Source organism: uncultured Flavobacterium sp., assembly GCF_963975005.1.
GTDB lineage: Bacteria > Bacteroidota > Bacteroidia > Flavobacteriales > Flavobacteriaceae > Flavobacterium.
Window position 1 is genome coordinate 23,031 of sequence record NZ_CAXBFR010000004.1, and the last position, 26,161, is coordinate 49,191.

At 29.1% G+C, this 26,161-nt stretch carries 24 protein-coding genes; 9 read left to right on the forward strand and 15 right to left on the reverse strand.

Annotation, left to right across the window (positions count from 1 at the left end):
• Positions 1-94 precede the first annotated feature (94 nt).
• Positions 95-2,089 (forward strand): TonB-dependent receptor, encoded by a 1,995-nt coding sequence (locus tag AACZ53_RS01150; RefSeq protein WP_339833748.1) that lies wholly within the window; start codon positions 95-97, stop codon positions 2,087-2,089.
• A gap of 78 nt (positions 2,090-2,167) precedes the next feature.
• Here AACZ53_RS01150 and AACZ53_RS01155 read toward each other — a convergent pair whose 3' ends face one another.
• Complete coding sequence (locus AACZ53_RS01155; RefSeq protein ID WP_339833751.1) at positions 2,168-2,965, reverse strand: hypothetical protein; 798 nt, start codon at positions 2,963-2,965, stop codon at positions 2,168-2,170.
• 449 nt (positions 2,966-3,414) lie between these two features.
• On the opposite strand from AACZ53_RS01155, the gene AACZ53_RS01160 reads away from it, so the two are divergent.
• On the forward strand, positions 3,415-4,122 hold the full coding sequence (locus tag AACZ53_RS01160) for a peroxiredoxin (protein WP_339833753.1): 708 nt from the start codon (positions 3,415-3,417) through the stop codon (positions 4,120-4,122).
• Between the two features lie 56 nt (positions 4,123-4,178).
• On the opposite strand, the gene AACZ53_RS01165 is transcribed toward AACZ53_RS01160, so the two are convergent.
• From AACZ53_RS01165 to AACZ53_RS01190, 6 genes are all read right to left on the reverse strand, one after another.
• The gene (locus AACZ53_RS01165) at positions 4,179-5,675 is read right to left on the reverse strand and encodes an MBOAT family protein (protein WP_339833803.1); all 1,497 of its coding nucleotides are present in this window, start codon (positions 5,673-5,675) and stop codon (positions 4,179-4,181) included.
• A 21-nt stretch (positions 5,676-5,696) separates the two neighbouring features.
• Positions 5,697-7,226, reverse strand: a complete 1,530-nt coding sequence (locus AACZ53_RS01170; RefSeq protein WP_339833755.1) for a LysM peptidoglycan-binding domain-containing protein — start codon at positions 7,224-7,226, stop codon at positions 5,697-5,699.
• Positions 7,219-8,073, reverse strand: a complete 855-nt coding sequence (locus tag AACZ53_RS01175) for a hypothetical protein (protein WP_339833757.1) — start codon at positions 8,071-8,073, stop codon at positions 7,219-7,221. Before AACZ53_RS01175 ends, AACZ53_RS01170 begins: the two co-directional genes overlap by 8 nt.
• Before the next feature lie 4 nt (positions 8,074-8,077).
• The gene (locus AACZ53_RS01180; RefSeq protein WP_339833759.1) at positions 8,078-8,662 is read right to left on the reverse strand and encodes a hypothetical protein; all 585 of its coding nucleotides are present in this window, start codon (positions 8,660-8,662) and stop codon (positions 8,078-8,080) included.
• A 14-nt stretch (positions 8,663-8,676) separates the two neighbouring features.
• Positions 8,677-10,452, reverse strand: a complete 1,776-nt coding sequence (gene argS, locus AACZ53_RS01185; protein ID WP_339833762.1) for an arginine--tRNA ligase — start codon at positions 10,450-10,452, stop codon at positions 8,677-8,679.
• A gap of 153 nt (positions 10,453-10,605) precedes the next feature.
• Positions 10,606-11,613 carry a beta-ketoacyl-ACP synthase III gene (locus AACZ53_RS01190; RefSeq protein ID WP_339833764.1) on the reverse strand — a complete coding sequence of 336 codons (1,008 nt, stop codon included), beginning with the start codon at positions 11,611-11,613 and terminating at the stop codon, positions 10,606-10,608.
• 177 nt (positions 11,614-11,790) lie between these two features.
• Here AACZ53_RS01190 and AACZ53_RS01195 point away from each other — a divergent pair, with 177 nt between their 5' ends.
• From AACZ53_RS01195 to AACZ53_RS01205, 3 genes are all read left to right on the forward strand, one after another.
• Positions 11,791-14,199: a prolyl oligopeptidase family serine peptidase gene (locus AACZ53_RS01195; RefSeq protein ID WP_339833767.1), complete on the forward strand. Its 2,409-nt coding sequence runs from the start codon at positions 11,791-11,793 to the stop codon at positions 14,197-14,199.
• Positions 14,200-14,308: 109 nt separating this feature from the next.
• Positions 14,309-15,604 carry a DUF389 domain-containing protein gene (locus AACZ53_RS01200; RefSeq protein ID WP_339833769.1) on the forward strand — a complete coding sequence of 432 codons (1,296 nt, stop codon included), beginning with the start codon at positions 14,309-14,311 and terminating at the stop codon, positions 15,602-15,604.
• Between the two features lie 3 nt (positions 15,605-15,607).
• Positions 15,608-16,024, forward strand: coding sequence for a DUF2721 domain-containing protein (locus AACZ53_RS01205; protein ID WP_339833772.1), 417 nt, complete (start codon positions 15,608-15,610; stop codon positions 16,022-16,024).
• Here AACZ53_RS01205 and AACZ53_RS01210 read toward each other — a convergent pair.
• The 6 genes from AACZ53_RS01210 to AACZ53_RS01235 all read right to left on the reverse strand — a co-directional run bounded on the left by AACZ53_RS01210 (position 16,014) and on the right by AACZ53_RS01235 (position 21,536).
• Complete coding sequence (locus AACZ53_RS01210; RefSeq protein WP_339833775.1) at positions 16,014-16,637, reverse strand: murein L,D-transpeptidase catalytic domain-containing protein; 624 nt, start codon at positions 16,635-16,637, stop codon at positions 16,014-16,016. The genes AACZ53_RS01205 and AACZ53_RS01210 overlap by 11 nt on opposite strands.
• 62 nt (positions 16,638-16,699) lie before the next feature.
• Positions 16,700-17,668 (reverse strand): sodium-dependent bicarbonate transport family permease, encoded by a 969-nt coding sequence (locus AACZ53_RS01215; protein ID WP_339833778.1) that lies wholly within the window; start codon positions 17,666-17,668, stop codon positions 16,700-16,702.
• A gap of 10 nt (positions 17,669-17,678) precedes the next feature.
• Complete coding sequence (locus tag AACZ53_RS01220; protein ID WP_339833781.1) at positions 17,679-18,641, reverse strand: L-threonylcarbamoyladenylate synthase; 963 nt, start codon at positions 18,639-18,641, stop codon at positions 17,679-17,681.
• A 3-nt stretch (positions 18,642-18,644) separates the two neighbouring features.
• Positions 18,645-19,481, reverse strand: a complete 837-nt coding sequence (locus AACZ53_RS01225) for a DUF6671 family protein (RefSeq protein ID WP_339833783.1) — start codon at positions 19,479-19,481, stop codon at positions 18,645-18,647.
• Positions 19,481-19,765 carry a hypothetical protein gene (locus AACZ53_RS01230; protein ID WP_339833785.1) on the reverse strand — a complete coding sequence of 95 codons (285 nt, stop codon included), beginning with the start codon at positions 19,763-19,765 and terminating at the stop codon, positions 19,481-19,483. The genes AACZ53_RS01225 and AACZ53_RS01230 overlap by 1 nt, the downstream gene beginning before the upstream one ends.
• 334 nt (positions 19,766-20,099) lie before the next feature.
• Positions 20,100-21,536 (reverse strand): NADP-dependent isocitrate dehydrogenase, encoded by a 1,437-nt coding sequence (locus tag AACZ53_RS01235; RefSeq protein WP_339833787.1) that lies wholly within the window; start codon positions 21,534-21,536, stop codon positions 20,100-20,102.
• 182 nt (positions 21,537-21,718) lie between these two features.
• Between AACZ53_RS01235 and AACZ53_RS01240 the strand changes: the two genes are divergently transcribed.
• Both AACZ53_RS01240 and rlmH read left to right on the forward strand, forming a co-directional pair.
• The gene (locus AACZ53_RS01240) at positions 21,719-22,645 is read left to right on the forward strand and encodes a LysR family transcriptional regulator (protein ID WP_339833790.1); all 927 of its coding nucleotides are present in this window, start codon (positions 21,719-21,721) and stop codon (positions 22,643-22,645) included.
• 33 nt (positions 22,646-22,678) lie between these two features.
• A complete protein-coding gene (gene rlmH, locus AACZ53_RS01245; protein ID WP_339833792.1) occupies positions 22,679-23,152 on the forward strand; it encodes a 23S rRNA (pseudouridine(1915)-N(3))-methyltransferase RlmH in 474 nt (157 codons plus the stop codon).
• Between the two features lie 53 nt (positions 23,153-23,205).
• Here rlmH and AACZ53_RS01250 read toward each other — a convergent pair whose 3' ends face one another.
• Positions 23,206-23,922, reverse strand: coding sequence for a hypothetical protein (locus tag AACZ53_RS01250; protein ID WP_339833794.1), 717 nt, complete (start codon positions 23,920-23,922; stop codon positions 23,206-23,208).
• Between the two features lie 2 nt (positions 23,923-23,924).
• Positions 23,925-24,764 carry a dihydropteroate synthase gene (gene folP / locus AACZ53_RS01255; RefSeq protein WP_339833797.1) on the reverse strand — a complete coding sequence of 280 codons (840 nt, stop codon included), beginning with the start codon at positions 24,762-24,764 and terminating at the stop codon, positions 23,925-23,927.
• A gap of 110 nt (positions 24,765-24,874) precedes the next feature.
• Here folP and AACZ53_RS01260 point away from each other — a divergent pair, with 110 nt between their 5' ends.
• Positions 24,875-25,417 carry a DUF1599 domain-containing protein gene (locus tag AACZ53_RS01260; RefSeq protein ID WP_339833799.1) on the forward strand — a complete coding sequence of 181 codons (543 nt, stop codon included), beginning with the start codon at positions 24,875-24,877 and terminating at the stop codon, positions 25,415-25,417.
• 72 nt (positions 25,418-25,489) lie between these two features.
• Positions 25,490-26,161 (forward strand): MauE/DoxX family redox-associated membrane protein (locus AACZ53_RS01265; RefSeq protein WP_339833801.1); only part of this gene is annotated, 672 nt, incomplete at its 3' end.

A 26,161-nucleotide genomic window follows, 5' to 3' on the forward strand; every position in this document is an offset into this window, starting at 1 on the left:
TTAAAAAGGTTAAAAAATAACTTTTAACCTTTTTAATTTTTCAAATCTTACAATAATTGATTTTCGATTCATAGAAAATCTTTATATCAAAAAAATGAAAAATATATATTTCATCGCTATTTTATTTATTAGCATGACTTCTCTTTTTGCCCAAGAAATCGAAGTAGATTCTTTGAGAAAAATTGATTTAAAAGAAGTTATCCTTATTGGTAAACAAGCACAATTAGAACAAAAGCAATTTAAACCTCTAGCAACAATTGACGAATACCTACAACAAGCAGGAACCGTTGAAATGATAAAAAGAGGTGGTTATGCATGGGAACCAAACATCAATAATATGAATACAGAAAGAACTGTAATCACAATTGATGGTATGCGGATTTTTGGGGCTTGTACAGACAAAATGGATCCCATTACTTCTTATGTTGAAGTTTCAAATCTATCGGAAGCTGAAATTTTTTCTGGTCAAAGTGGAAGGTGTCACGGACCAACAATTGGTGGTTCTTTAGATTTAAAAAGAAGTAAAAGTACATTCGCTAAAAAAGGAATTAACGGTTATATCAACTCGGGTTATGAATTTAACAATCAACAAAAAATTATTGGTGCTGCTTTAAATTATGTCGATAATTCGTTTTTTATTGACAACAATATCATGTTTAGAGATGCCGAAAATTACAAAGCTGGCAACAACAATGAAGTTATATTTTCTCAATTCAGAAAATTAAACATCTCAACTACAGCGGGTTATTTGTTCAATAAAAACAAATACATTGAAGGTGCAGTTATTTATGATAAAGCTACAGATGTTGGTTATCCTGCTCTACCTATGGATGTTTCTTTGGCTGAAGCTTTAATTACATCTTTAAAATTTGAATATTTACCACAAAACAGCATTATAAATAAATTAGAAACTAAGGTTTACTACAACACAATTACACATACAATGGATGACACAAAGCGACCTAACGTTGCTATTCATATGGATATGCCTGGTTGGAGTGATACGTATGGAATGTACTTAAACTTGAACGGAAATGTAAAAAAGAATTCATTTTTAGCTACTTTCAATTCGTTTTATAATCGTTCAAAAGCAGAAATGACTATGTATCCAAGTGATCCAAATGAAAATATAATGTTTATGTTGACTTGGCCTGATGTTGTTACTTCTTACAATGGAATTTATTTAGATAATACATATGCATTTAATCCTAATTCAAGCTTAAAAGTATCAGCAAGTTTGGGAAATCATTTTAATGAAATTAAAAGCACATTCGGATTAGAAAGTTTACAGATTTTTTACCCAAATACAGAAGCTGATAAAAGTAGAATACTTAAAAGTTTAGCTTCAAATTACAATTGGAAAAAAGAAAACTTTGGCTTTAATTTTGGACTGGCTTATGGAGAAAGAGCTCCATCTATTTCTGAAGCTTATGGATTTTATTTATTTAATAGTTTTGACAGATATGATTATGTAGGAAATCCTGATTTAAAAAATGAACAATCAATTGAAGGTTCTTTTGCTATTAGCTATAAGCCTTCAAAATTTAAAACTTCGTTAACTACTTCTTATTTTCATATTTCAAATTACATTATTGGAACACCAGATTCTTCTATTTTACCCATGACTATTGGAGCAAGTGGTGTAAAAATTTATACTGCTTTAGATTATGCTACTTTAATTAAGTCAGTTTTTGATTTTGAAACCTATTTGACCAATGATTTAAAATGGATAAATCAAATTACATACAGCTACGGAAAAGGAAGTGATGATGAAAACTTGCCTTTCATTAGTCCATTAGCTTATAATTCTAAATTTCAATTTAAGAAAAGAAAATTTGCTTCTAAAATAGGTCTTCAAGGAAATTTGATTCATACTAATTATGCTCCAACTTACGGAGAAATTAAAAAACCAGATTATGCAATTCTGAACTTTGCTTCAAATTATACTTTTGATTTAAATCAAAACAAATTAAACCTTAAAGCTGGAATTGAAAACATATTAGATAGTCAATATTCAACTTTTGCCGATTGGAACAATATACCAAGAATGGGTAGAAATGTGTTTTTGAATGTAAATTATGGTTTTTAATAACTCTAAAACTATTACAAATAAAAAAAAAGGGATAATTAAAAAATTATCCCTTTTTGCTTTAATTTAAAACCTGAATTACTTTAATGAATCAAGCGGAATTGTTGCTGCTTTTTCAGCATCTACATCTGGTTGTATAATTTCATCATTTGCTTTTTTAGCTCTATTTTCACATCTATCACATAAATCTGTAATATTTTTTAATTCTCTAGCTTCAGCTACTGAACCTTCAAAAATTTCATTTGTTCTTTTTCCGTTTATATATCCACAGTCGCTGTATAAATGATAACTTTTTCCTGATTTTGTCCAATAAACGTGATTAGAACCTGTTAAGTCTTCAACTTGTCTAGTTTGTTCTGTATATTGTTCCACTGAAGCCATGTTTGATTCAAAACCACCAATTCCCGCAATTAATAAAGCTACTCCAGCTATACTTCCTAAAATAGCTTTGCTTTTTCCATCAACTTTTTTATTTGTTAATATAAAAATAATTAAAGGTAAGAAAGCTACAAAAGCCATAATTACTCCTAATTGATTTTGCATGTAGAATAAAAACTTATTCTTTTCTGATGGTGGATCTAATCTGTTTGACTTTTTCCATAAAATTGAACCTGCAAAAACAAGAATTAAGTCTAAAACAATAAGTCCAATTACCCAAACATTGATAGGTGATTCTCCAGTATTCACAGCTTTTAGAAACATTCTAATAGCAAAAACTTGAGCTACTATTGCTCCAAGCCATAATAAGACTGAGAACATTCTAAATTGATTGGCTTGAGACTTACTTTCCGCTGTAGGAACAAATGTATAGTCTGAATTAGATGTACTTGGTTTATCTGAACCTCCTACTTTAGTGATTTTTTTATCTGTACTCATAATTTATATCTTTTATTCAAAAGTATTATTTTTTTTGAAATTATACTTTCTTTGATTTTTTTTTTATTAACCTAATTTAATTAAAATTGTTTATAACTGACAGTCAGAAACATACCTTTTAAAAAATCATATACAACGAATATATCATACAGATAATCGGTATTTATTTTATTAGATAAATGTTTTTAAAGAAAAAAGTAAACTGGAATAATTTTAATTGCAATAAAAAAATCAAATCACTAAACAAACTAGAAATGTACTCTTGAAATCATACTGAACAACTAAAAAAGAAAAAATATAAGAAATTGTTATTTTATTATAATTAAAAACTATTAATTAAAAAAATACAATAAATAAAAACAATACGCAAGCAACTATATTACATATATTTATATTTTTAAGCCAGAAATTTGTATCAACAAAAACAGTAATAATATAAATATATAATTATGGAAGATCAAGTAATAAATGTAATGCCGAGAATTGGAGATAAAGCTCCAGAATTTAATGCTGTAAGTACACAAGGACCAATTAATTTCCCTAAAGATTATGAAGGAAAATGGGTAATTTTCTTTAGTCATCCAGCTGATTTCACACCTGTTTGTACATCTGAGTTTATGACATTTGCAAATATGGAAAAACAATTTAATGATGCAAATTGTGAATTATTAGGCTTATCAATAGATGGATTATATAGTCACATTGCATGGTTAAGAACCATCAAAGAAAAAATTGAATATAAAGGAATGAAAAACATAGAAGTAAAATTTCCTTTAATTGAAGATATTTCTATGAAAGTATCTAATAAATATGGTATGATTCAACCTGGTGAAAGCAGTACACAAGCTGTTCGAGCTGTTTTCTTTGTAGATCCAAAAGGAATAATTAGAACTATTTTATATTATCCTTTAAGTATTGGTAGAAACTTTCAAGAAATATATAGAGCTTTGCTTGCTTTACAGACTGCTGATGCGTTTCAAGTTGCTTGCCCAGCTGATTGGCAACCAGGTGACGAAGTAATAGTTCCAACAGCTGGTTCTTGCGGAGTGGCTCAAGACAGAATGGAAGATACTGAAAACTTAGATTGTAAAGATTGGTTCTTCTGTACCAAAAAATTAGACAAAGATTTAGTGCTAAATACCATTTTAAAAAAATAATACAGAGTATGTAAAATTAAAAATGGCAAGTGAAATACTTGCCATTTTTTTTATTTTTAAAACTGAAAGTAAATAAATGGTTGCGGCCCAGCTGAAGCAGTTGCATAAATTAACCAAAAGATTAATCCAAATAAAACTGCTTTTAACGGCAATGGTGTTTTGTTGAAAGCTATTCTTAATCCATCAATAACTTTCATAGGTAAAAAGTGCCATATAAAACCAATAGCTAATAATATAAATACATTCTGATAACCTAAAATTATAGTTTGCCATTTTTCTAAATCGAAGGTTAAGTTTCCAATATTTTCTGCAATTTGAAAAGCTGTTGTAAAATCTTTGGCTCTAAAAAACAACCAAGCAAAAACAACAAAATGGAATGTTAATACAACTTGAATAAAACGAACAAAGTAATTTTTAGGTAATTTAATGAATTTACTAAAAAATTTCTCTACAACTAAAGCAGTTCCGTGTAAAACTCCCCAAAAAACAAATTTCCAATTTGCACCATGCCATAAACCTCCTAATAACATAGTCAAGAATAAGTTGATGTATGTTCTGAAATTTCCTTTTCTATTTCCTCCTAATGAAATGTATAAATAATCTCTCAACCAAGTTGACAATGAAATGTGCCATCTTCTCCAAAATTCTGTTATAGAACCTGATTGATATGGAGTTCTAAAATTGGCTGGCAACCAAAACCCCATTAATAAAGCTAAACCAATAGCAATATCTGAATATCCAGAGAAATCACAATAAATTTGAATAGCATAACCATAAGAAGCCATTAAATTTTCAAAGGATGAATAACTGTTTGGTGCATCAAAAACTCTATCTACAAAATTGATGGAAATATAATCTGAAATAACAGCTTTCTTTAATAAACCGCCAATAATTAAGAACAAAGCATTATTAAAATCTTCTTTAGAAAGTCTTAGTTTTTCATAAATCTGTGGAATAAAATCTTTTGCTCTTACGATTGGTCCAGCTACTAATTGAGGGAAGAATGAAACGAAGAACAAAAAATCTATAAAACTTTTGGTAGGCTCTAATTCTTTTCTATAAACATCAATAGTATAACTTAGTGTTTGAAAGGTATAAAACGAAATTCCGACAGGAAGAATAATATCATAAAAAGCAAAATTTCTATCTAAAATAGTATTGATATTATCAATGAAAAAATTGGTATATTTGAAATAGGCTAACAATCCTAAATTTACCAAAAGGCTGACTATCAAATAAAATTTCCTATAGCCTTTGCTTTTCTCTTCATGAATTAACTTTGCTAAAGAGTAATCTAAAATAGAAGAAAATATCAATAACCCAAAGTAAATTCCACTACATTTATAATAAAAAAACAATGAAAACAAAACCACATAAGTGATTCTGAAATAATGTGTTTTCTTAGTCAGAATGTAGATAAGATAGAAAACAATAAAAAATCCTAAAAACAAGGCACTATTAAATAATAATGGTCGTTCTGGATTATAAATAAACCAACTATTAATAGTTTCAGCATCCAAAACGCCAATGTTTTGAATAATCCAATTGTTAATGTTTTGAATTGTTTTCAAGAATTATTTTGCTGATTTATAAAATTGATAAGTTTGCATCAACGCTTCATAAAAATCGTCTGCTTGTTTTTTGTAGCCTTTGTAAGTATAATGCACTTTATCTGAAGTAATTAAACCGTTTCTATAGTTTGTATTCACCTCTTTTGCACCACCTAAATCATTATACATATCCCAAACAGCATAATTCTTTATTTCAGCTTGATCAATAATACTTTTAGTATATTGTTCTACTAAATAGTTTTTGCTTTTTCTACCAAATTGCGAGGGTTGTGGTGTTGTAACTAAAATTTCAGCCTCATAATTAAACAATCTAATTTTATCAATTAATTGATTTAACCTTTCAATAAATACATCATTATCTAATTTGTCGAAACTCTCGTTAGTTCCAAAAGAAATGACAATTAAATTAGGCTCTAAAGCTGTTAATTGCTGAAAAAACATATCATATTTGTTAAAATCTGAACATTTTGCACCATTAACACCAATTGAACTATAAATTACTCCAGGGTTGTCGTTTTCTAGTATAATTCCGTTTAAAGCAAAAGCAGTATAATCAGAATTTGGAATGATAAAAATTTTATCCATGGCTGTTTGACTGTAATAATCATGCGACATTGGATAGGAAATTTGATTTAAAGGAAGGAATTTTTTAGTAGCTACTTCTTTAGTCACAATTTCAAATTCAACGGAAGCTATATCATTTGTATCTGTTTCTTCAATTGGAATTCTTTGTGTAACTATTGTTGGAATTTTTAATGTTTTGCCATAATTAATGTTATCCGACTTTAAGTGATTAGCTTTCTTAATTTCGGAAACACTTACATCATATTTGTTGGCAATAATTGATAAAACTTCACCTTTTTTAATTTTGTGATTTATTGTTTTATTAATTTTTCTAGTAGTATAACCAGTAATTTTCTTAGGAATTTCTTTAGGAACTTCTGTTTGAATAATTTCGTTTTTAACTTCAAATGTATTGGCTACAAAAAAAGAATTTTGGTTATTTGGTGTTATGATTCTTATCGAATTAAATTTGTAATCATCTTTTACATTCAACTCAATTGAAAAGTCTTTTTTATCTGTATAAATAGCAATTCCACTTAAACCAACAGGTAAAGTATCAATAGCTTTTATATTTCTATAAGAATCAAATGAAATATCTGAAGTTAATTTAGCTAGATAAGAACCATTCGTTTTTGCCATTTTATAAGGAAAAGCAAAACCTAAACCTGCATTACCAAATTTTTTTTGAAGATTTTGTCTCATATAATCTGTCATAATATCTGCCTGAATATGAGAATCTCCTATATGAACAATGCGTAACTTTTTATATTGTTTATTTTCAATAGCATCTAAAGCGTAAAGCGATTTACTTATAGCTTTATCGTTGATAATTCTATTTGAATATTCAGAAAAAACAACAGAATCAGTTGCAACTTGAATAGAGTCAACTTTGGTGTATAATGAATCCACATCTTGCGAAAAACAAAATTGAAAAGTCATCACCAAAATAAAAATTAGGCCTTTATTCATTTGTACTATCAATTTTGGTGTAAACACTGTCATTTTTTCGTTTGGGAACAATATATCCTTTATTTAGAGTTTTAAAAAGTGAATAGCCGTTAAATATTTCATTATAAATCAATTGCGCTATTTCTTTTGAACCTGTGTAATTAAAATGCGTATAATCTTTATTGGCTTTTGACGGAACTCCTTCAACCCATTGAACCATAGAACCATCGCCACCCATTAATGTATATAAATTTACAAATCCAGCTTCAGATTTTACGGCATATTTCTTTTGAGCCATAGCTAGAGGAACAACTGCCGAATCGGTTTTCATTTCTAAATCATATTTAGTTGATTTATCTGCTGTTGACACAATTAAAACGGCAACTCCAGGAAAACATTGTTTAATATGATTCACAACTTTTGTCATTCGTTTTTCGTACCATGAATAATCATAAGTACCATAATTTAGCACATTTGTTCCATAATGCAGTACTACTAAATCATAATTTAATTTGCTATCAAAAGCTTGCATCATTCCAACATTAAAAATTGAAATAGGCAATCCTGAATTTCCTCTATTAGAAAAATTATCTACATGAACTCCTTTTCCATCATCAAAATTGAAGCCATAAATTGGCACATTTTCTGCGTTAATGAAATTGACTTTCACACTTTTTAAATTATCGGCTAATTTTAAAGTGTTCAATTGACTTTCTCCATTCAGTTTCTTATAAATAGTATCTTTTCCAATAACATAAGAAACCATTGCTTCTTTGTTGGTTGAATTTCCATAATACAACGTTGGATTATTTAATTGTGTTAAATGCTTATAATTGTTGGCTTTGAACTTTACCCAAGTTGTATGCAATGTATCATTTGCAAAAAAGACATGTCCGTTTACTCCAAAAGAACGTATTGGCTTTTTGGTTTTTAAATAAGATTGTGTTTTCCAATTTAGCTCTTGAACTTGCAGATTCGGAAGTAATATTCACAAAACCAACTCCTTGACCACCAAATTGATCCTGAAAAAGCTTTCGAATATCTTGCACAATCATATCGCCATCATTCATGGAATCTCCAAAATAAGCAATTCTAACACTTCCTGTTTTTGTAGCTTCTAATTGTTGTAATTTTTCGTAAAAAGGAATTACATGTTGATATCCTTTATAATTATCAAATTTTTCTGAAGCATATTTTACACCAGATTTTGGATTAGCTTTAAAAGTAATTACTTTCTTGATTAATGAATCCTTTTCATCTACTAATTCATTGCTTTCAGCATTAGTATCTTCTTCAATTGCATCTAAAAGCAAACTATCAATGACTACATTTTTTGATTCTAATTTACTTTGTTCTAATAATTTTTTTGGTAAAACTGTTTTAAATGCAATAAAAGCTCCTGCTGAAATGATCAGCAACAAAAAAGCTTGAAAGAAATAGTTCTTGTTAGTTTCCACGTTCAGAAAATGAATTACATTCGTTCAGGAACCTGAATTCCTAATAGTTGAAAGGCTGATTTTATAGTATTTCCAACTGTTCTAGACAATTGAACTCTGAATATCTTTTTAGCTTCATCCGTTTCTCCTAAAATAGAAACATTTTGATAAAACGAATTGAATTCTTTTACTAACTCATACGTATAATTTGCAATTAAAGCTGGACTATAATTTGTAGCCGCACTCTGAATTACATCAGGATACATTTGAATTTGTTTGATTAATTCTTTTTCTTTTTCGTGTAGTTTAATGTTTACTTCTTTAGAAGTATCAAAATCTGCTTTACGCAAAATAGATTGAATACGAGCATAAGTGTATTGAATAAAAGGTCCTGTATTTCCAGCAAAATCAACTGACTCTTCTGGATTGAAAAGCATTTGTTTTTTTGGATCAACTTTCAACATATAATATTTCAAAGCACCCATTCCAATTGTTTCATATAAACTAGATTTTTCTTCTTCAGAATAACCATCTAATTTTCCTAATTCTTCTGAAATACTTTGTGATGTTGCAATCATTTCTGCCATTAAATCATCCGCATCAACCACTGTTCCTTCACGAGATTTCATTTTCCCTGAAGGCAATTCAACCATTCCATATGATAAATGAAATAAGCTTTCTGCCCATTCAAAACCTAATTTCTTTAGGATTAAGAATAATACTTTAAAATGATAATCTTGCTCATTTCCAACAGTGTAAACCATTCCACCAATATCTGGATTATCTTTTACACGTTGAATAGCTGTTCCAATATCTTGTGTCATGTAAACGGCTGTTCCATCAGAACGCAATACAATTTTTCTATCTAAACCATCTTCCGTTAAGTCAATCCAAACTGAACCATCAGGATCTTTTTCAAAAATCCCTTTTTCTAATCCAAATTGAACTACTTCTTTACCTAATAAATACGTGTTGCTTTCGTAATAATAACTATCAAAGTTTACTCCTAAGTTTTTATACGTTTGTTCAAAACCATCATAAACCCATTGGTTCATAGTTTTCCAAAGCGTTACAACTTCTTCATCACCAGCTTCCCATTTTAATAACATTTGTTGCGCTTCAACAATTGATGGTACTAATTTTTTAGCTTCATCTTCAGTTTTTCCTTCAGCCATCAATACAGCAATTTCTTTTTTGTAGTTCTTATCAAATTCTACATAGAAATTCCCAACTAATTTATCTCCTTTTAAACCTGTTGATTCTGGAGTTTGTCCTTCACCATATTTTTGCCAAGCTAACATGGACTTACAAATGTGAATTCCTCTATCGTTAATGATTTGAGTTTTATAGGCTTTTTTTCCTGATGCTTTTATGATTTCAGCTACAGAATAGCCTAATAAAATATTACGAATATGTCCTAAATGCAAAGGCTTGTTTGTGTTTGGCGAAGAATACTCAACCATAATGGCTTTAGCATCTTCATCTATTTTTACGAATCCAAAATCTTCATTATTCTTAATTGAATTGAAGAATTTTACATAAAAATCATCTGAAATTACTAAATTTAAAAAACCACCCACAACATTAAAACGGCTTACGACGTCCTTTTTACCAACTAAATGTGTTCCTATTTTAGTTCCAATTTCAACAGGATTACCTTTTAAAATCTTTACTAATGGAAAAACAACCATCGTTACATCACCTTCAAAATCCTTCCTAGTCGCTTGAAATTCAATTGTTTCAATAGTTAAATTGAAAAGTTCTTGAATTGCGTCTTGAATCTGCTCTGTAAGAATTTGATGTAAAGTCATTTAATGTATTTTTTGAAGGTGCAAATGTAGTAAATTTAGGCTTTAGATTTTGAAATATTTTAGCATAAAAAAAATGCAATTCGGTTGAACTGCATTTTTTATGGTTTTTGTGATGTCTTTTATCTTTATTCTTTCATCCAAATTCTTAACAAACTACCAACGAATAATAACACTTCCCCAAGTAAAACCACTTCCAAAAGCTGCTAAAACAACTAAATCTCCTTCTTTGATTTTCCCTTGTTCCCAAGCTTCTGTTAAAGCAATGGGAATAGATGCCGCTGTAGTATTTCCGTATTTTTGTATGTTATTGAATACTTGATCATCCGTCAACTTAAATTTCTTTTGTATGAATTGAGAAATTCTTAAATTTGCTTGATGAGGAACCAACATATTAATGTCTGAAACTTGTAAATTATTAGCTTCTAATCCTTCATTAATAACTTCACTAAAACGAACTACTGCATTTTTAAACACGAATTGTCCATTCATATAAGGATAATAACTTTCGTCATCTGGATCGTTATCTACAAGAATATCTGTTACCCATCTTTTTCCCATACCTGGTGCTATTAAAGCTAATTTCTCCGCATGTTGACCTTCTGAATGTAAATGGGTCGATAAAATTCCTTTTGACAAATCTTCTTCTCTAGATAAAATGGCTGCTCCTGCTCCATCTCCAAAAATCACAGAAACGCCTCTTCCACGAGTTGTCATATCTAAACCGGTTGAATGCAATTCTGAACCGATTACTAAAATGTTTTTATACATTCCAGTTTTAATATACTGATCAGCAACCGAAATGGCATACACAAATCCAGAACATTGGTTACGAACATCTAAAGCTCCAACCGTTCTTAAACCCAAATCTCTTTGCACTAAAACTCCTGGGCCAGGAAAATAATAATCCGGACTTAAAGTTGCAAACACAACAAAATCTATATCTTCTTTTGCTATTTTTGCTCTTTCAATGGCAATCTCAGCAGCTTTTACACCCATTGAAGTAGTTGTATCTTCTCCTCTTATGACATGTCTTCGTTCTTGAATTCCTGTTCGTTCTTGAATCCATTCGTCATTGGTGTCTATTTTTTTAGACAAATCATCATTAGTGACAATATTATCAGGCACATAAAAACCCAATCCTGTTATTTTTGAATGATACATAAATAGTAAATTTGAAATATTTAAGCGACAAATTTACCAAATTATCAAATTAGTAAATGATTTTATTACCAAAATTTTTAAATTAATAAAATTTAGCCTTTTTTTTATCATTTATCTTTGCTTTTTTATTAAAACTACGTATTTTAGAGCTTTCAAAAAAACAAAATCAATCAACTTATGAAATTAAAATTTTTACACTTACTTTTCCTATTTATAGGATTTTTGGGTTTTTCGCAAGAAAATGTTTCTTACCAAACACCTCCAAAAGAGATTTTGGCTTTAGCGGATTATGAAAGAGCACCTTCAATATCTATGGATAAAGAGCGTCAATATATTTTGTTTAGTTATAGAAATACATACAAAAATCTTGAAGATTTAAATCAAGATGAAATGAAATTAGGGGGTTTACGAATTAACCCAATTACCAACATTTCAAGTTCAGTAACTTACATCAACAATTTAAAAATCAGAAAATTTTCTGATAAAAATCTTACTCAAGTTTCAGATTTACCAAAAAATCCTCGAATTACAAATATTTCTTGGTCACCAAACTATAAGAAAATTTCATTTACACAAACCACTCAAAAAGGAGTTGAATTATGGGTTATTGATGTTGCTTCAGCTTCAGCTAAAAAACTAACCGAAGGAATTATAAATGCAAATATTGGAAATCCAGCAAGTTGGTTTAATGACAGTGAAAACATCTTAATTAGAACTTTACCTGCAAACAAACCTGCTTTAATTGATACGTTGAAAGATATTCCAACTGGACCAACTGTTTCAACTAGTGATGGTTCAAAATCTCAAAATAGAACCTATCAAGATTTATTAAAAAACAAAACTGACGAGGCTAATTTTGAAAGTTTAATTACTTCAGAATTATATAAAGTTTCATTAAAAGGAACAAAAACATTATTCAAAGAAGCAGCTATGTATGCTGGAGAAACTTTTTCACCTAATGGAAACTACATTATGATAAACACAGTTGAGAAACCATTTTCTTATATAGTTTCTGTAAGTCGTTTCCCTATAACATCTACAATTTATGATGCAAGTGGAAAGTCCGTAAAAGTGGTGAATGAAGTACCTTTAGACGAAATTAGACCAAAAGGTTTTATGGCGACTAGAAAAGGAATAAGAAGCATGGGTTGGAGAAATGATTTACCTGCAACTTTATCTTATGTTGAAGCTTTAGACGGAGGTGACCCAGCAAATGAAGTGGAATTTAGAGATGAAGTTTTTTCTTGGGATGCTCCTTTTACTTTAAAGCCTACATCTATTTTAAAAACAAAACAACGTTATTCTGGAATTACTTGGGGCACAAAAAATGTAGCTATTGCCTATGATAGTTGGTACGATACAAGAAACACAAAAACATATCTTTTTGATCCATCAAATAGTGCTGTAACACCAAAAATTATTTCAGATAGAAATTCACAAGATATTTACTCTGATCCAGGTAATTTTGAAACACACAGAAATGAATTTGGACAAAATGTATTGTTAGTAGAAAACAATAATTTATACCTAATGGGAGATGGTTATACAAAAGATGGTCAATTCCCATTTATAGACGAATTTAGTTTAAAAACATTAACTCCAAAACGATTATATCAATCTGCTTATAAAGACAAAAAAGAAGATTTACTTTCATTAGAAGATATAAAAAAAGGAGAAGTAATGATAAGACTTCAATCTAAAAATGAATATCCAAATTACTACATGCGAAATTTGAAAAGCAAAAAAGTTTCAGCAATAACTCAGTTTGCAAATCCTTTTGAAAGTATTAAAAATGTATATAAAGAAGTAATCAATTACAAAAGAAAAGATGGTGTAGATTTATCTGGAACTTTATATTTACCAGCTGGTTATGATATGAAGAAAAAAGAAAAATTACCTTTATTAATTTGGGCTTATCCTAGAGAATATAAAGACAAAAACAGTGCAGGACAAAGTACACAAAATCCTAATGAATTCACTTTCCCATATTATGGTTCATTTGTTTATTGGGTAACTAGAGGTTATGCAGTTTTGGATGATGCTGCTTTTCCAATTGTAGGAGAAGGAGAAACAGAACCAAACGATACTTTTATCCAACAATTAGTTGGAAATGCTGAAGCTGCAATTGATGCTGTTGACAAATTAGGTTATATCAACAAAGCAAAAGTGGCTGTTGGTGGACATAGTTATGGTGCGTTTATGACTGCAAATTTACTAACACACTCTAATTTATTTGCTTGTGGAATTGCACGAAGTGGTGCTTACAACAGAACATTAACTCCATTTGGCTTTCAGAGTGAACAACGTAATTATTGGGATGTTCCTGCTATTTATAACACAATGTCACCATTTATGAATGCACAAAAAATGAAAACTCCTTTGTTATTAGTTCATGGTGAAGCAGATAACAATCCTGGTACATTTACTTTGCAAACGGAACGTTATTTTCAAGCTTTAAAAGGATTAGGTGCTCCAGTAAGAATGGTTCTTTTGCCAAAAGAAAGTCATGGTTATGTTGCTCAAGAAAATATTTTTCATTTATTGTGGGAACAAGACCAGTTTTTAGAGAAATATTTAAAAAATTAAATAAAATATAAATAAGGAATCAAAAATCCGATATGAACTTCATATCGGATTTTTTATGAAAAAAAATCAAAAAAGAAAATGTATTTTTACACTACAGAAATAAGCCTACATGAATATATTAGACAATTTTAAATTAAACAGAGAAAAAGAAAGTTTCAAAAATGTTATTGAATCTATCTATAATGGTGTTGATTTTCAAGGAACCAATCTTTGGGTTTTAGTATTTGCTATTTTTATTGCATCATTGGGTTTAAATATAAATTCCCCTGCTGTAGTTATTGGGGCTATGTTAATTTCTCCTTTAATGGGACCAATTATGGGGTTGGGTTTAGGAATGGCTATTAATGATTTAACATTGCTTAAAAAAGCTGGTTATAATTATCTTTTTGCTGCTGCTGTTGGTTTGGTTACTTCAACTTTATACTTTGCAATTTCACCAATAAATGATGCTCATACTGAAATATTAGCCAGAACTTCTCCAACAATTTATGATGTATTAATTGCTTTTGTTGGTGGTTTAGCTGGAATTTTAGCTACTTCAAGTAAACTAAAAGGAAACGTCATTCCTGGTGTAGCTATTGCAACTGCGTTGATGCCTCCATTATGTACTGCTGGGTATGGTTTAGCAACTTTACGATGGGAATATTTTTTAGGTGCTTTCTATTTATTCTTAATTAATACCGTTTTTATTGCTTTGGCGACCTTAATTACTGCTCGACTTTTAAAATTTCCTTTTAAAGTCCATCCTGATGAAAAAGAAAAAGCCAGAGTAAATAGAATTGTTTGGATAATAGTAATCATAACTTTAATTCCAAGTATTTATTTTGGATATGACATTGTGCAAAAAAATAAATTTGAGAAAAAAGCCAACGAATTTATTAACAATGAAGCTAACTTACCAGACAATTATTTATTAAAAAAGACTATAAATGCTGATGGCAAGGAGATTGTATTAACTTATGGAGGATTATTAATAAAGGATAGTGCTGTAGATGTGTTAAAAGTTAAATTAAATAGATATTATCTTCAAGACTGTGATTTAAAAATTCAACAAGGTTTTTCATATTTAAATGAAAGCAACAATAACGATCAAGAAAAACTATTAACTAATGCCATTAGTGAAAAAGCTATTCTTATCGAAAATCTATCTAATCAATTGGACAGTATTCACAAACAAAAAACATTAACTACTCAAATTTATAAAGAACTAAAAGCACAATATCCTTCTATTGAAAATTTTGTTTTGCAACCATCTACTTTAGTAAATGATTCCCTACAGAAAAATATTTGGATTTCTAATCTAAAATCTAAAGAAAAAATAAATTCTAAAGAAAGAAATCAAATGAAAGAATGGCTAAAAGTTAGGTTAAATACAGATGAAATTATAATAAACTACGAAAATTAGATCATGACACTAAACATAGAAACTCCAGCACTCCTTTTTTCTGCAACTTCTTTAATTTTACTAGCTTATACCAATAGGTTTTTAACTATCGCTCAAATTGTAAGAGGTCTTAAAAAAACATATGACCAAGAACATAATAAAAGCATATTACTTCAAATTAAAAACCTAAATTTGAGATTAACTTTAATTCGCTACATGCAATTATTTGGAGTAATGTGTTTGTTTTTATCTGTTTTTGCAATGTTGTTACTTTTCGTTGAGCAGCAATTAATTAGTATTTTTCTATTTGGAGCAAGTATGTTATCTTTATTGATATCGCTAGCTTTATCGTTTTGGGAAATTAGTATTTCTGTAAATGCACTACGAGTACATCTTAGTGATTTAACTGATGAAAATTCGAAAAAGAAAATTATTCCATAATCCAAAGTAGTACTGGCTTTTCAGATGTTTTCAATTTCTCATCTAGTACTTTCATAAATTCATTAGAAACTGCAGGGCAACCCCAACTTAATGGTGAATATTTAGGATAAATTTCTTTATTTTTAACAGCATTCCAAGAATGAAGCACCACTACTCTTTCAACAGCATTATTGTTTGAAGGTTCTAAACCCTGCAACCAATATTTTACATTTATACCCCAACTACTATAATCGCGTTTACCAATTTTAAACTTCCCTTTTGATGAACAATGACTATTTTTTGTATTACTAAACTTTGCTTTTTCCCATTTGGTTTCATTATCTTCAAATTTATCGCAACTTCCATGGGTTACAAGATTTTTATCTGTAATAGTTTCTGAAATAAAATCGTAAACAAAAAACCTATTTTTACCTGAATGAATACTCATATCAACTAAAAAATAATAGTTTTCGTTAAAACCATTAGCTTCAGAATAAGTTAAAGCTTCTTGATGTTTTTTAGAATAGTCTTTAGTTGACTTTTCCTTATTAACTATTTCAGAAAGAAATTTTTCCGAAGAAACTTCTTTACAACTAAAGACTACTAAAAAAACTACTAAAAAAAGGTATTTCATTTTATGATGTTATTTTAGAATAACTTAAAAATACCTTAGTTAGTATAAATTAATTTAATTTTTTAACAAGACATAATCACAAACATATAAATCGGCATTCCTATAGTAATATTGACAGGAAAAGTAATTGCTAAAGCCATTGGAATAAAAATTCCCGGATTTGCTTTAGGTACTGCAATCTTCATGGCAGCAGGAACGGCTATATATGAAGCACTTGCTGCTAAAACGGCTAACATGAATCTATCACCAATATTTTGAGTAAAAAAACCACTTAAGCAAGCAAATATAATTCCGTTTATCAATGGAACTACTATAGCAAAAACTGTTGTAAAAGCTCCATTCTTTAAAAAATCTTTTAATTTTTTACCACAAACAATTCCCATATCTAAGAGAAAAATCGCTAAAAACCCTTTAAACAAATCGTTTGTAAAAGGTTTAATACCTAACGCTTGTTCGTCACTTGCCAAAAATCCAATTACTAAACTTCCTAAAATTAAAAGAACACTTCCGTTGGTAAAAGAATGTTTTATAATTGATCCTAAAGATTGAGATGCATCCGTTTCTTTTTTAGATGAAAACATGCGAATTAAAACAACTCCTACGATAATTGCAGGTGCTTCCATCAAAGCCATTACAGCTACCATGTGTCCATTAAAAGTGATGTCTTGTAATTCAAGAAAAGAAATGGCTGTTACAAAAGTTACAGCGCTTACAGAACCATAGGCTGCAGCAATAGCACCAGCATTAGAAACTGATAGCTTTTTCTTTAGTATAAAAAAGGTAATAATAGGAATCAAAACAGCTGTTGAAAGTCCAAAAATAATACAGTAAATAATTTCCATTGAAAATTCACTGTGCGCTAATTCTTGACCACCTTTAAATCCAATTGCAAACAAAAGATATAAAGAAATGAACTTGGAAGAATTCTCTGGAATAGCCAAATCACTTTTTAAGCGTACAGCAATTATTCCTAAAATAAAAAATAATAAAGCTGGGTTTTTTAAGTTGTCGATCAGTAAATCTAAATTCATAGTTGGGTTTTTAATTTATTTTAAATGCAGCTCTTGAAAGTCTGTCGTTTATAGATTTTCCTAAATCTATTTCGGGTAAATATTGGGTTACTATTAAATCGAAATTTTTTGAATCCATTTCGATTAAGGTTTTATATAAATTGGCTGCAGCTTCATCATAATTTCCCTCTACAGACAAAAGATAATTTTGAGTAATTTTTGAATGACTTAAAGACTTATCAAATCCTAAAAAAGCAATATTATTTGTAGTGTTTTCTGTTAAAAATGCTTCTAAATCTTTTGTTATAAACAAAGGTGTTTTTGGAGCATAATGCTTAGAAAACATACCTGGTGCGTTTGGACTTTGAGTAGCGTTATTTCTTATTTCAACTTTTCCTATCACTCTCTCTATATGTTCAATGGATAAAGCTCCTAACCTATAAATAATTGGTTCTCCTTTTTCAAATCCTACAATTGTAGACTCTAATCCTTTTGCACACAAACCACCATCTAAAATAAAAGGCAATTTATCTCCAAAATAATCCAAAACATGTTGAGCAGTAGTTGAACTCACACTATTGGACGGATTTGCACTTGGAGCTGCTAAAGGGAAAAGCAAACTTTCCAATAATTTTAAAGCGGCTGGATGAGCTGGAACTCTTATTGCAACTGTATCTTTATTAGAGGTTATATAATCTGGAATATGAGCTGCTTTTTTTAACACTAATGTCAATGGTCCTGGCCAAAAATACTTTGCTAATAAACTTGCTTTGACTGGAATATTTTCGACATATTTATACAATTCACGCGTTGATTTTATATGAACAATCAAAGGATTATTGGAAGGCCTATTTTTAATTTTATAGATTGAGTTTACAGCTTCTTCATTATAAATATTTGCAGCCAATCCATACACTGTTTCGGTCGGAATTGCCACAACTTTATTTTGACTTAACCAAAAAGCAGCTTCATTAATATCGTTACTTATTTTCATAACTTAAGGATTACAATAATCACAATACATTGGATCTTCTATTTTTTTATCAAGAGGGAAATACTTTTCTTCTTTATAATCACATTTTGCACAACCATAAGTGTAACTTAAAGTTGATTTTGTTTTCAAACCACAAAAACCACAAGGTAAACCAGTATTTATTTGTTTTACTTCAAAACCAGGAAATTGACAGGAAGGACATAATGTCCTTATTTTTTCAATTAGTTTTTCTGTTGCTTGTTTAATAACTTGCATTCGTGTTGGATTTCTATGTGCTCGCATATCTGTTTCTGCAAATACAAATTCATGGCTTTTATTTAATTTTTTGAAGGCAATAATCAATTCAGAAAGTGAAAGAATATCTTTTATAATTATTTCTGGTTTATTTTCTGAAGATTTAAGAATGATTCCATGTGAAGGGAATTTTACTTTTGAGGCAAAATCCTCGATTGCTTTTGTATTGTTCATGAGCATGCCTTCAAAATTAGTTTCAACTGAAATATGTCTTGCAATTATTTCGATGTCATTTTTTATGTCTTTAAACATCAGCAATTCATCATCAGCTTGAGCAAAAAAAAGTGTTGGATGTGCTCCAAATGAACCTTCACTAGCTATTACTAAATCAAAAGTTGTATTTTTAAGAGCTAACAAGCATTTTTGTCTTAAAGTTTCAATTACATCTAATTTTCGTTCTATTTCTCCAGAAAAAGTACCTAGTAAATCTGTATCAAATTCAATAGCTACAAAACATTCTACTTGTAGATGTTTTTCAAAAAAAGGAACGATTACTTCTTCCTTTTTGTGTTTAGTTGCAATTAGTAGTTTTCTACCTTGAAACATTAAAACTTATCTATGAACTCTAAAACAATTGTACCATCAATCTTAATGGATTTGTTTTCTTTTTGAGCCAGGTTAATTTGATTTTCTATTTGATTTTTAGAAGATTCTAACTGATGAATTCTTTCTTCAGAATAATTTACATCACCTGCATTTCGCTCAGCCAAACTAAACTTTTCCAATTGATGATACTTAATTTTACTGTTAACCAACTTAAACAACACTTCTTTAGCTTCTTCTGGAGAAAAAACACCTTTTACTAATTTAAATTCTTTCTGATTTTCCATTTTAATTGTTTTTAGTTATATTCTGATTACTAATTAAAATTGACATGGAATACAACCCATAAAAAAGAGTTGACCCAACCATTAAACTATCTGATATTAAAGTTGATTGTGGCTTAAGAAAAGCCATAAATAACAAAATCAGATAAATAACTGTTGCAAAAATTAATTTAGTTTTCTTAAGGGTATTGTTTTTCATGAGGCAAAATTCCATAAACTTATTCATATATTTTTATTTATATTTTTAATGAGTTTCATAAACATTATTTATATAAGAACTAAACAACAACATAAATCATTGTTGTTTAGCTTATAATGTCAATTTTAAAATTCTCTTTTATTGTCCTTGACCTAAAGAATATCCAGATTTTCCATCAAATTCATATAAATTTTCAGTTTTAATGACATCTATTTTAGCTTCCAGAGCTCTAGTTAATAGCGTAATTATCTGATTTTTAAACATTATTTTTCCGTTTGTAGGCTTAAATCTACATCTCCAATGATCTGTACAATAAGTTTCGTTGAATCCTTCAGGCCAAACCTTAATCCCTCTATTAGTAATCATCGTCAATTCTTTATTTTCTGTATTTATACTTTGAAGAATTTCAGCTATTTCATCTGGATTCGTTCCATTCCAATGTACAAATAAGTCTACACCAACTAATTCCTTATTTTTTGGTGTTTTCTTCTCATATTTTGGCAAGGTTAAAACGGCATCTTTTGAGAAATTAACTACTTTTAATATAGAGGGTTTTTGCCCTAAATTTTCTATTACTGCTTCCGCAAATTCTTTGGTCCCAACTTTTACTTTACTAATATTTTCTTTATAAATATCATAAGTATGAATTCCGTCTTCAATCGTTTTTAACCAAGCATTTTGAACTTTTTCTGCAACTTCTGTTTGTCCAATATGATTTAGCATCATGACAGCTCCTTCCAATAAACCTGAAGGATTAGCCATGTTTTGACCAGCTCTTCTGGGAGCAGATCCATGAATAGCTTCAAACATAGCGCATTCTTCGCCTATGTTAGCTGATCCAGCTAAACCAACCGAACCTGCAATTTGAGCTGCAATATCAGAAATCACATCACCATAAAGATTTAAAGTAACAATTACATCAAAAATTTCTGGCGTATCTGCCATTTTTGCAGCACCTATATCGATAATCCAATGTTCGTTTTCAATTTCTGGATATTCTAATGCTATTTCGTCAAAAATCTCATGAAACAATCCGTCAGTTTGCTTCATGATATTGTCTTTTGTGAAACAAGTCACTTTTTTTCTTCCGTAAACTTTTGCATATTCAAATGCGTATCGAATGATCTTTTCGCAACCAGGTCTGCTTATTAATTTTAAACATTGAACTACTTCATCAGTTTGTTGGTGTTCAATACCTGCATATAAATCTTCTTCATTTTCTCTAACAATTACTATATCCATGTTAGGATGTTTGGTCTCCACAAAAGGATGCAAGCTCATACAAGGCCTAACATTAGAATATAAACCTAAAAATTTTCTTGTCGTTACATTTAAACTTTTATATCCACCACCTTGAGGCGTTGTGATTGGTGCTTTTAAAAAAATTTTGTTTCTTCTAATTATATCCCACGATTCATTGGCTATTCCTGAAGTATTACCCGATAAATATACTTTTTCTCCAACTTCAATTTCATCAATTTCAATTTTTGCACCTGCTGCTTTGATAATTTTCAATGTTGCATCCATAATTTCTGGACCAATTCCATCTCCTTTTGCTACTGTAATTCGTGTCATAATTATTTGTATTTATTAATTAGTAATTATTTAATAAAATTATTTTTGGATTCTTTTAAAAAATTCATAATTATAATTTATATTTATGCATTATTATTTTATCATAAATTCTTTTGCAAATATTATATTTTATTGTCATTAGTTTTTATTTATATATTATATACTTTACATAAATATATTTTATGAATTATACATTACACCAATTGCAAGTGTTTTTAAAAATTGTAGAAACTAAGAGCATTACTAAAGCTGCTGAAGAATTACATTTAACTCAACCTGCAGTTTCCATTCAATTGAGAAATTTTCAAGACCAATTTGAAATCCCTTTAACCGAAATTATTGGTAGACAATTATATGTAACCGAATTTGGAGATGAAATTGCAGAAATTGCCAGAAGAATAAATAATGAAGTACAAGAAATTCAATTCAAAACTTTAGCTTTCAAAGGACACTTGACAGGAACTTTAAAAATTTCTGTAGTTTCTACTGCTAAATATATTATACCTTATTTTCTATCCGATTTTTTAAAACAACATGAAGGCATTGATCTTCAACTAGACGTTACCAACAAGTCAAAAGTCATTAGAAGTCTTGAAAAAAATGAAGTTGATTTCGCTTTAGTTTCAATTTTACCCGAAAACTTAAGGGTATTTAATGAAGAATTAATGCAAAACAAACTTTTCTTAGTGGCTAACCGCGATTTTGAAATGCCAAAAAATATAATTTCACCTAAAAAAATCACAGATTTTCCTATTATATATAGAGAAAATGGTTCTGGAACTCGTTTTAAAATGGAACGTTTTTTTGAAAACAATCAATTAAAAATTAAAAACAAACTGGAGCTGACTTCAAACGAAGCTGTAAAACAAGCTGTAATTGCCGGCTTAGGCCTTTCTATAATGCCTTTGATTGGTATTAAAAATGAATTACAAAAAGGAGATTTAAAAATCATCCCTGTAAAAGGTTTACCTACAAAAACGGAATGGAACTTGATTTGGCAATCACAAAAATCACTTTCTCCTATTGCAAAAGCTTATCTAAACTTCATCAAAGAAAACAAAAGACAAATCATTCAAAACAAGTTTAATTGGTATGAAGATTATCAATAAATAAAGAATTGTACATTTGCAAAAACTTATAAAATGAACATCAAACTAATCACAATTGGTAAAACAGACAATAAAAATCTTCAAACATTAATTGAAGAATATACCAAACGTTTGTCTTTTTACATCAAATTTGATTTGGAAATTATTCCTGATATAAAAAACGTAAAAAACCTTTCCGAAGCTCAACAAAAAGAAAAAGAAGGTGAATTAATTTTATCTAAAATTACACCGACTGACAACTTAATTTTACTAGACGAAAACGGAAAAACATTTTCAAGTATTGGGTTTTCAGAATTTCTACAAAAGAAAATGAATGCTGGAATTAAAACGTTAGTTTTTGTAATTGGTGGACCTTATGGTTTTAGTGAAACCGTCTATCAAAAAGCCAACGGAAAAGTTTCTTTATCGGAAATGACTTTCTCCCATCAAATGGTAAGGTTGTTTGTAATTGAACAGCTTTATCGTGGTTTTACGATTTTAAAAAATGAACCTTATCATCATGAATAATGAATTTAGAATTCAGAAATTAGAAGTTAGAAAAGGCTTCTAAATTCTAAATTTTAAAGCTTACAACCACATTCAGGTAATTTTTTGGTATCGTAAATGAATTCTATTGGAGAAAATGCAATACTATCTGAGAGGACTTCATTAAGCATAACTTTATTTTGTATGTATTGCTCATAAGTTAAATTGACTTCAAAATTTAAATGCAATAAGGCTGTTTTACCTTGACTTACAAAAGGGGTATAATCTTTTATAAAGGATACAAATTCTTCTCTTCCAACATCATTTCCATCAACTGTAATTTTATTTTCTTTATTAAAATTGATGCTGAAATTTTGAAAACCTATATATACTTTACTATTATCAATAATATAAAATTTAGAAAACTCTTTGTCATATTTATAATTCACATTTGTAAAAGGCAAAAAGGCCAAATTTTTTCCAATCGAATCTGCATAAGAGTAAACATTAATTGCTCCTTCTTTTGTATGAGATGAGTTTTTCTTCTTTTCTTGCAATTTCATCACTTCTGGAATAACTAATTTTAATGGCAAACGTTTGTCAATATTATAAACCCAATTGGTTGTGCTAATTGTATTTTGGCGATTAAGTTCGACTGTTGTATCTTTTTTTGTAACTTTAAAAAACATATAAACAGGAGGATGATCCTGAATATCTTTTAAAATTGTTTTATTGGATTTTGGCAATTGAACGTCTTGTTTTTTACAAGAAAAAAACATCAAAACCATTACTATGAAAAGTATTTTTTTCATTTTTAATTATTCATTTTATTAAACAAAGTTACACATTCCACAGCTTCTTTTACATCATGAACACGTAGAATTTTTGCTCCTTTTTGTAAAGCAATTGTATTTAAAACGGTTGTTCCATTTAAAGCTTCTTCTGGAGAATTTTCTAATGCTTTATAAATCATAGATTTTCTAGAAACTCCAGCTAATAATGGTAAATCTAACATTGAAAACAACTCTAATTTATGAAGCACTTCATAATTCTGATCCAAGGTTTTTGCAAAACCAAATCCTGGATCGATAATTATGTCATTCATTCCAAAACTTCTTGCAACTTTGATTCTTTCAGAAAAATAATAGATCATCTCTTTTACAATATCTTCATAATTCGTTAGGCTTTGCATAGTTTGAGGATTTCCTCTCATATGCATCATTATGAAAGGAACTTGCAATTTTGCAACAGTTTCAATCATTTTATCATCTAACATTCCTGCTGAAATATCGTTTACCATTGCAACGCCATTTTCAATAGCAATTTTTGCAACTTGACTTCTAAAAGTATCGACAGAAAGTAAAATGTTTGGGAACTTTTTAACCAATAATTCAATAATTGGAATCAATCGACTAATTTCTTCTTCCACTGAAACAAAATCAGCATTGGGTTTACTGGAATAAGCACCCACATCAATAAAAGTCGCTCCATCTTGCACCATTTTTTCAACCTGAATTATAATTTGCAAATCATCTTTATACTTTCCACCATCATAAAATGAATTGGGTGTAATATTTAAAATCCCCATAACTTTGGGTTGCGATAAATCAATCAAGTTTCCCTTGCAATTTATTGTTTGTTGTTGGTTTGTCATCTTTGGTCTGAAAATCTGTTATCTGAAAATCCAAAATCTTTGTATTTATTACTTCAATCTTAATACTAAATTATCTATTTTTGAAAATTATATACAAAGATACAATTCTAATGAAGAATACGTCACAACAATACGATGCAATTATTAGCATTTGCAGATCATTATATTCGAAAAAAATGAAAGATTATGGAAGTGCATGGAGAATTTTAAGACTTCCATCACTTACTGATCAAATTTACATAAAAGCCCAAAGAATTAGAAGTTTACAAGAAAATGAAGTCCGAAAAGTAGATGAAGATGAAACCTCTGAATTTATAGGAATCATCAATTATTGCATAATGGCTTTAATCCAAATTGATAAAGGAATCGCAGATCAACCTGACTTAGGTTTTGAAGAAGGTTTAAAATTATATGATGAAAAAGTAGCTTTAACCAAAGAATTAATGGAAAACAAAAACCACGATTATGGTGAAGCTTGGAGAGAAATGCGTGTAAGTAGCTTAACCGATTTAATTCTTCAAAAATTACTTCGAGTAAAGCAAATTGAAGATAACAAAGGTAAAACTTTAGTTTCTGAAGGCATTGATGCTAATTATCAAGACATGATTAACTACTCTATTTTTGCCTTGATATTAATGGGTAAAGATTCATAATAACAACGCTATAACATTCTATTAACAAAATTTAATTTTAGAAATTGTAATTTTACATTTCAACTTTATTTTATGAACAAATACGCACTTTCTTGGATTATTAGAATAATAATTGCTGGTCTTTTTATACTTTCAGCAGTTGCAAAAATATATCCATCACCTTATTTTGCCATTTCAACTTTTGAAGTAAAACAACTTTATCCTTTGGGGTTTTCTGAAAACATAGCTCCTTTCTTTTCAAGATTTTTAATCGGAATTGAATTAGCTTTAGGGTTATTATTTTTATTGCCAGTCAAAATCAGAAAAGTAATTACACCTGTTTCAATCTTAATGTTAGCTGTTTTTACAATTCATTTAGCCTACGAAACGTTTAAAACTGGTGGAAATTCAGGAAGTTGTGGTTGTTTTGGTGAATTAATTCCCATGACGCCCATTGAAGCAATGATTAAAAACATTATTGCAATTGGATTATTGATTTGGTTATTAATGTTGAAAATTCCTGATACAGTAAAAAGTCGTTTGTGGTTCACATCAACAATAACTTTAGCTTCTATTTTAGGATTATTTATGTTGGCTCCAATTCGACCAATTGAAACAGTTCTTGAAAACCCAACAACAGAAGAAGTTAATGCTGTTATTCCAGCAATTGAAGATTCAACTTTCATAAAAACTGAACCTATAATTTCTGAAATAAACAAAGATACTGTCAAAAAAGTTGAAGAAATAAAAGAAATTGTAGATGAA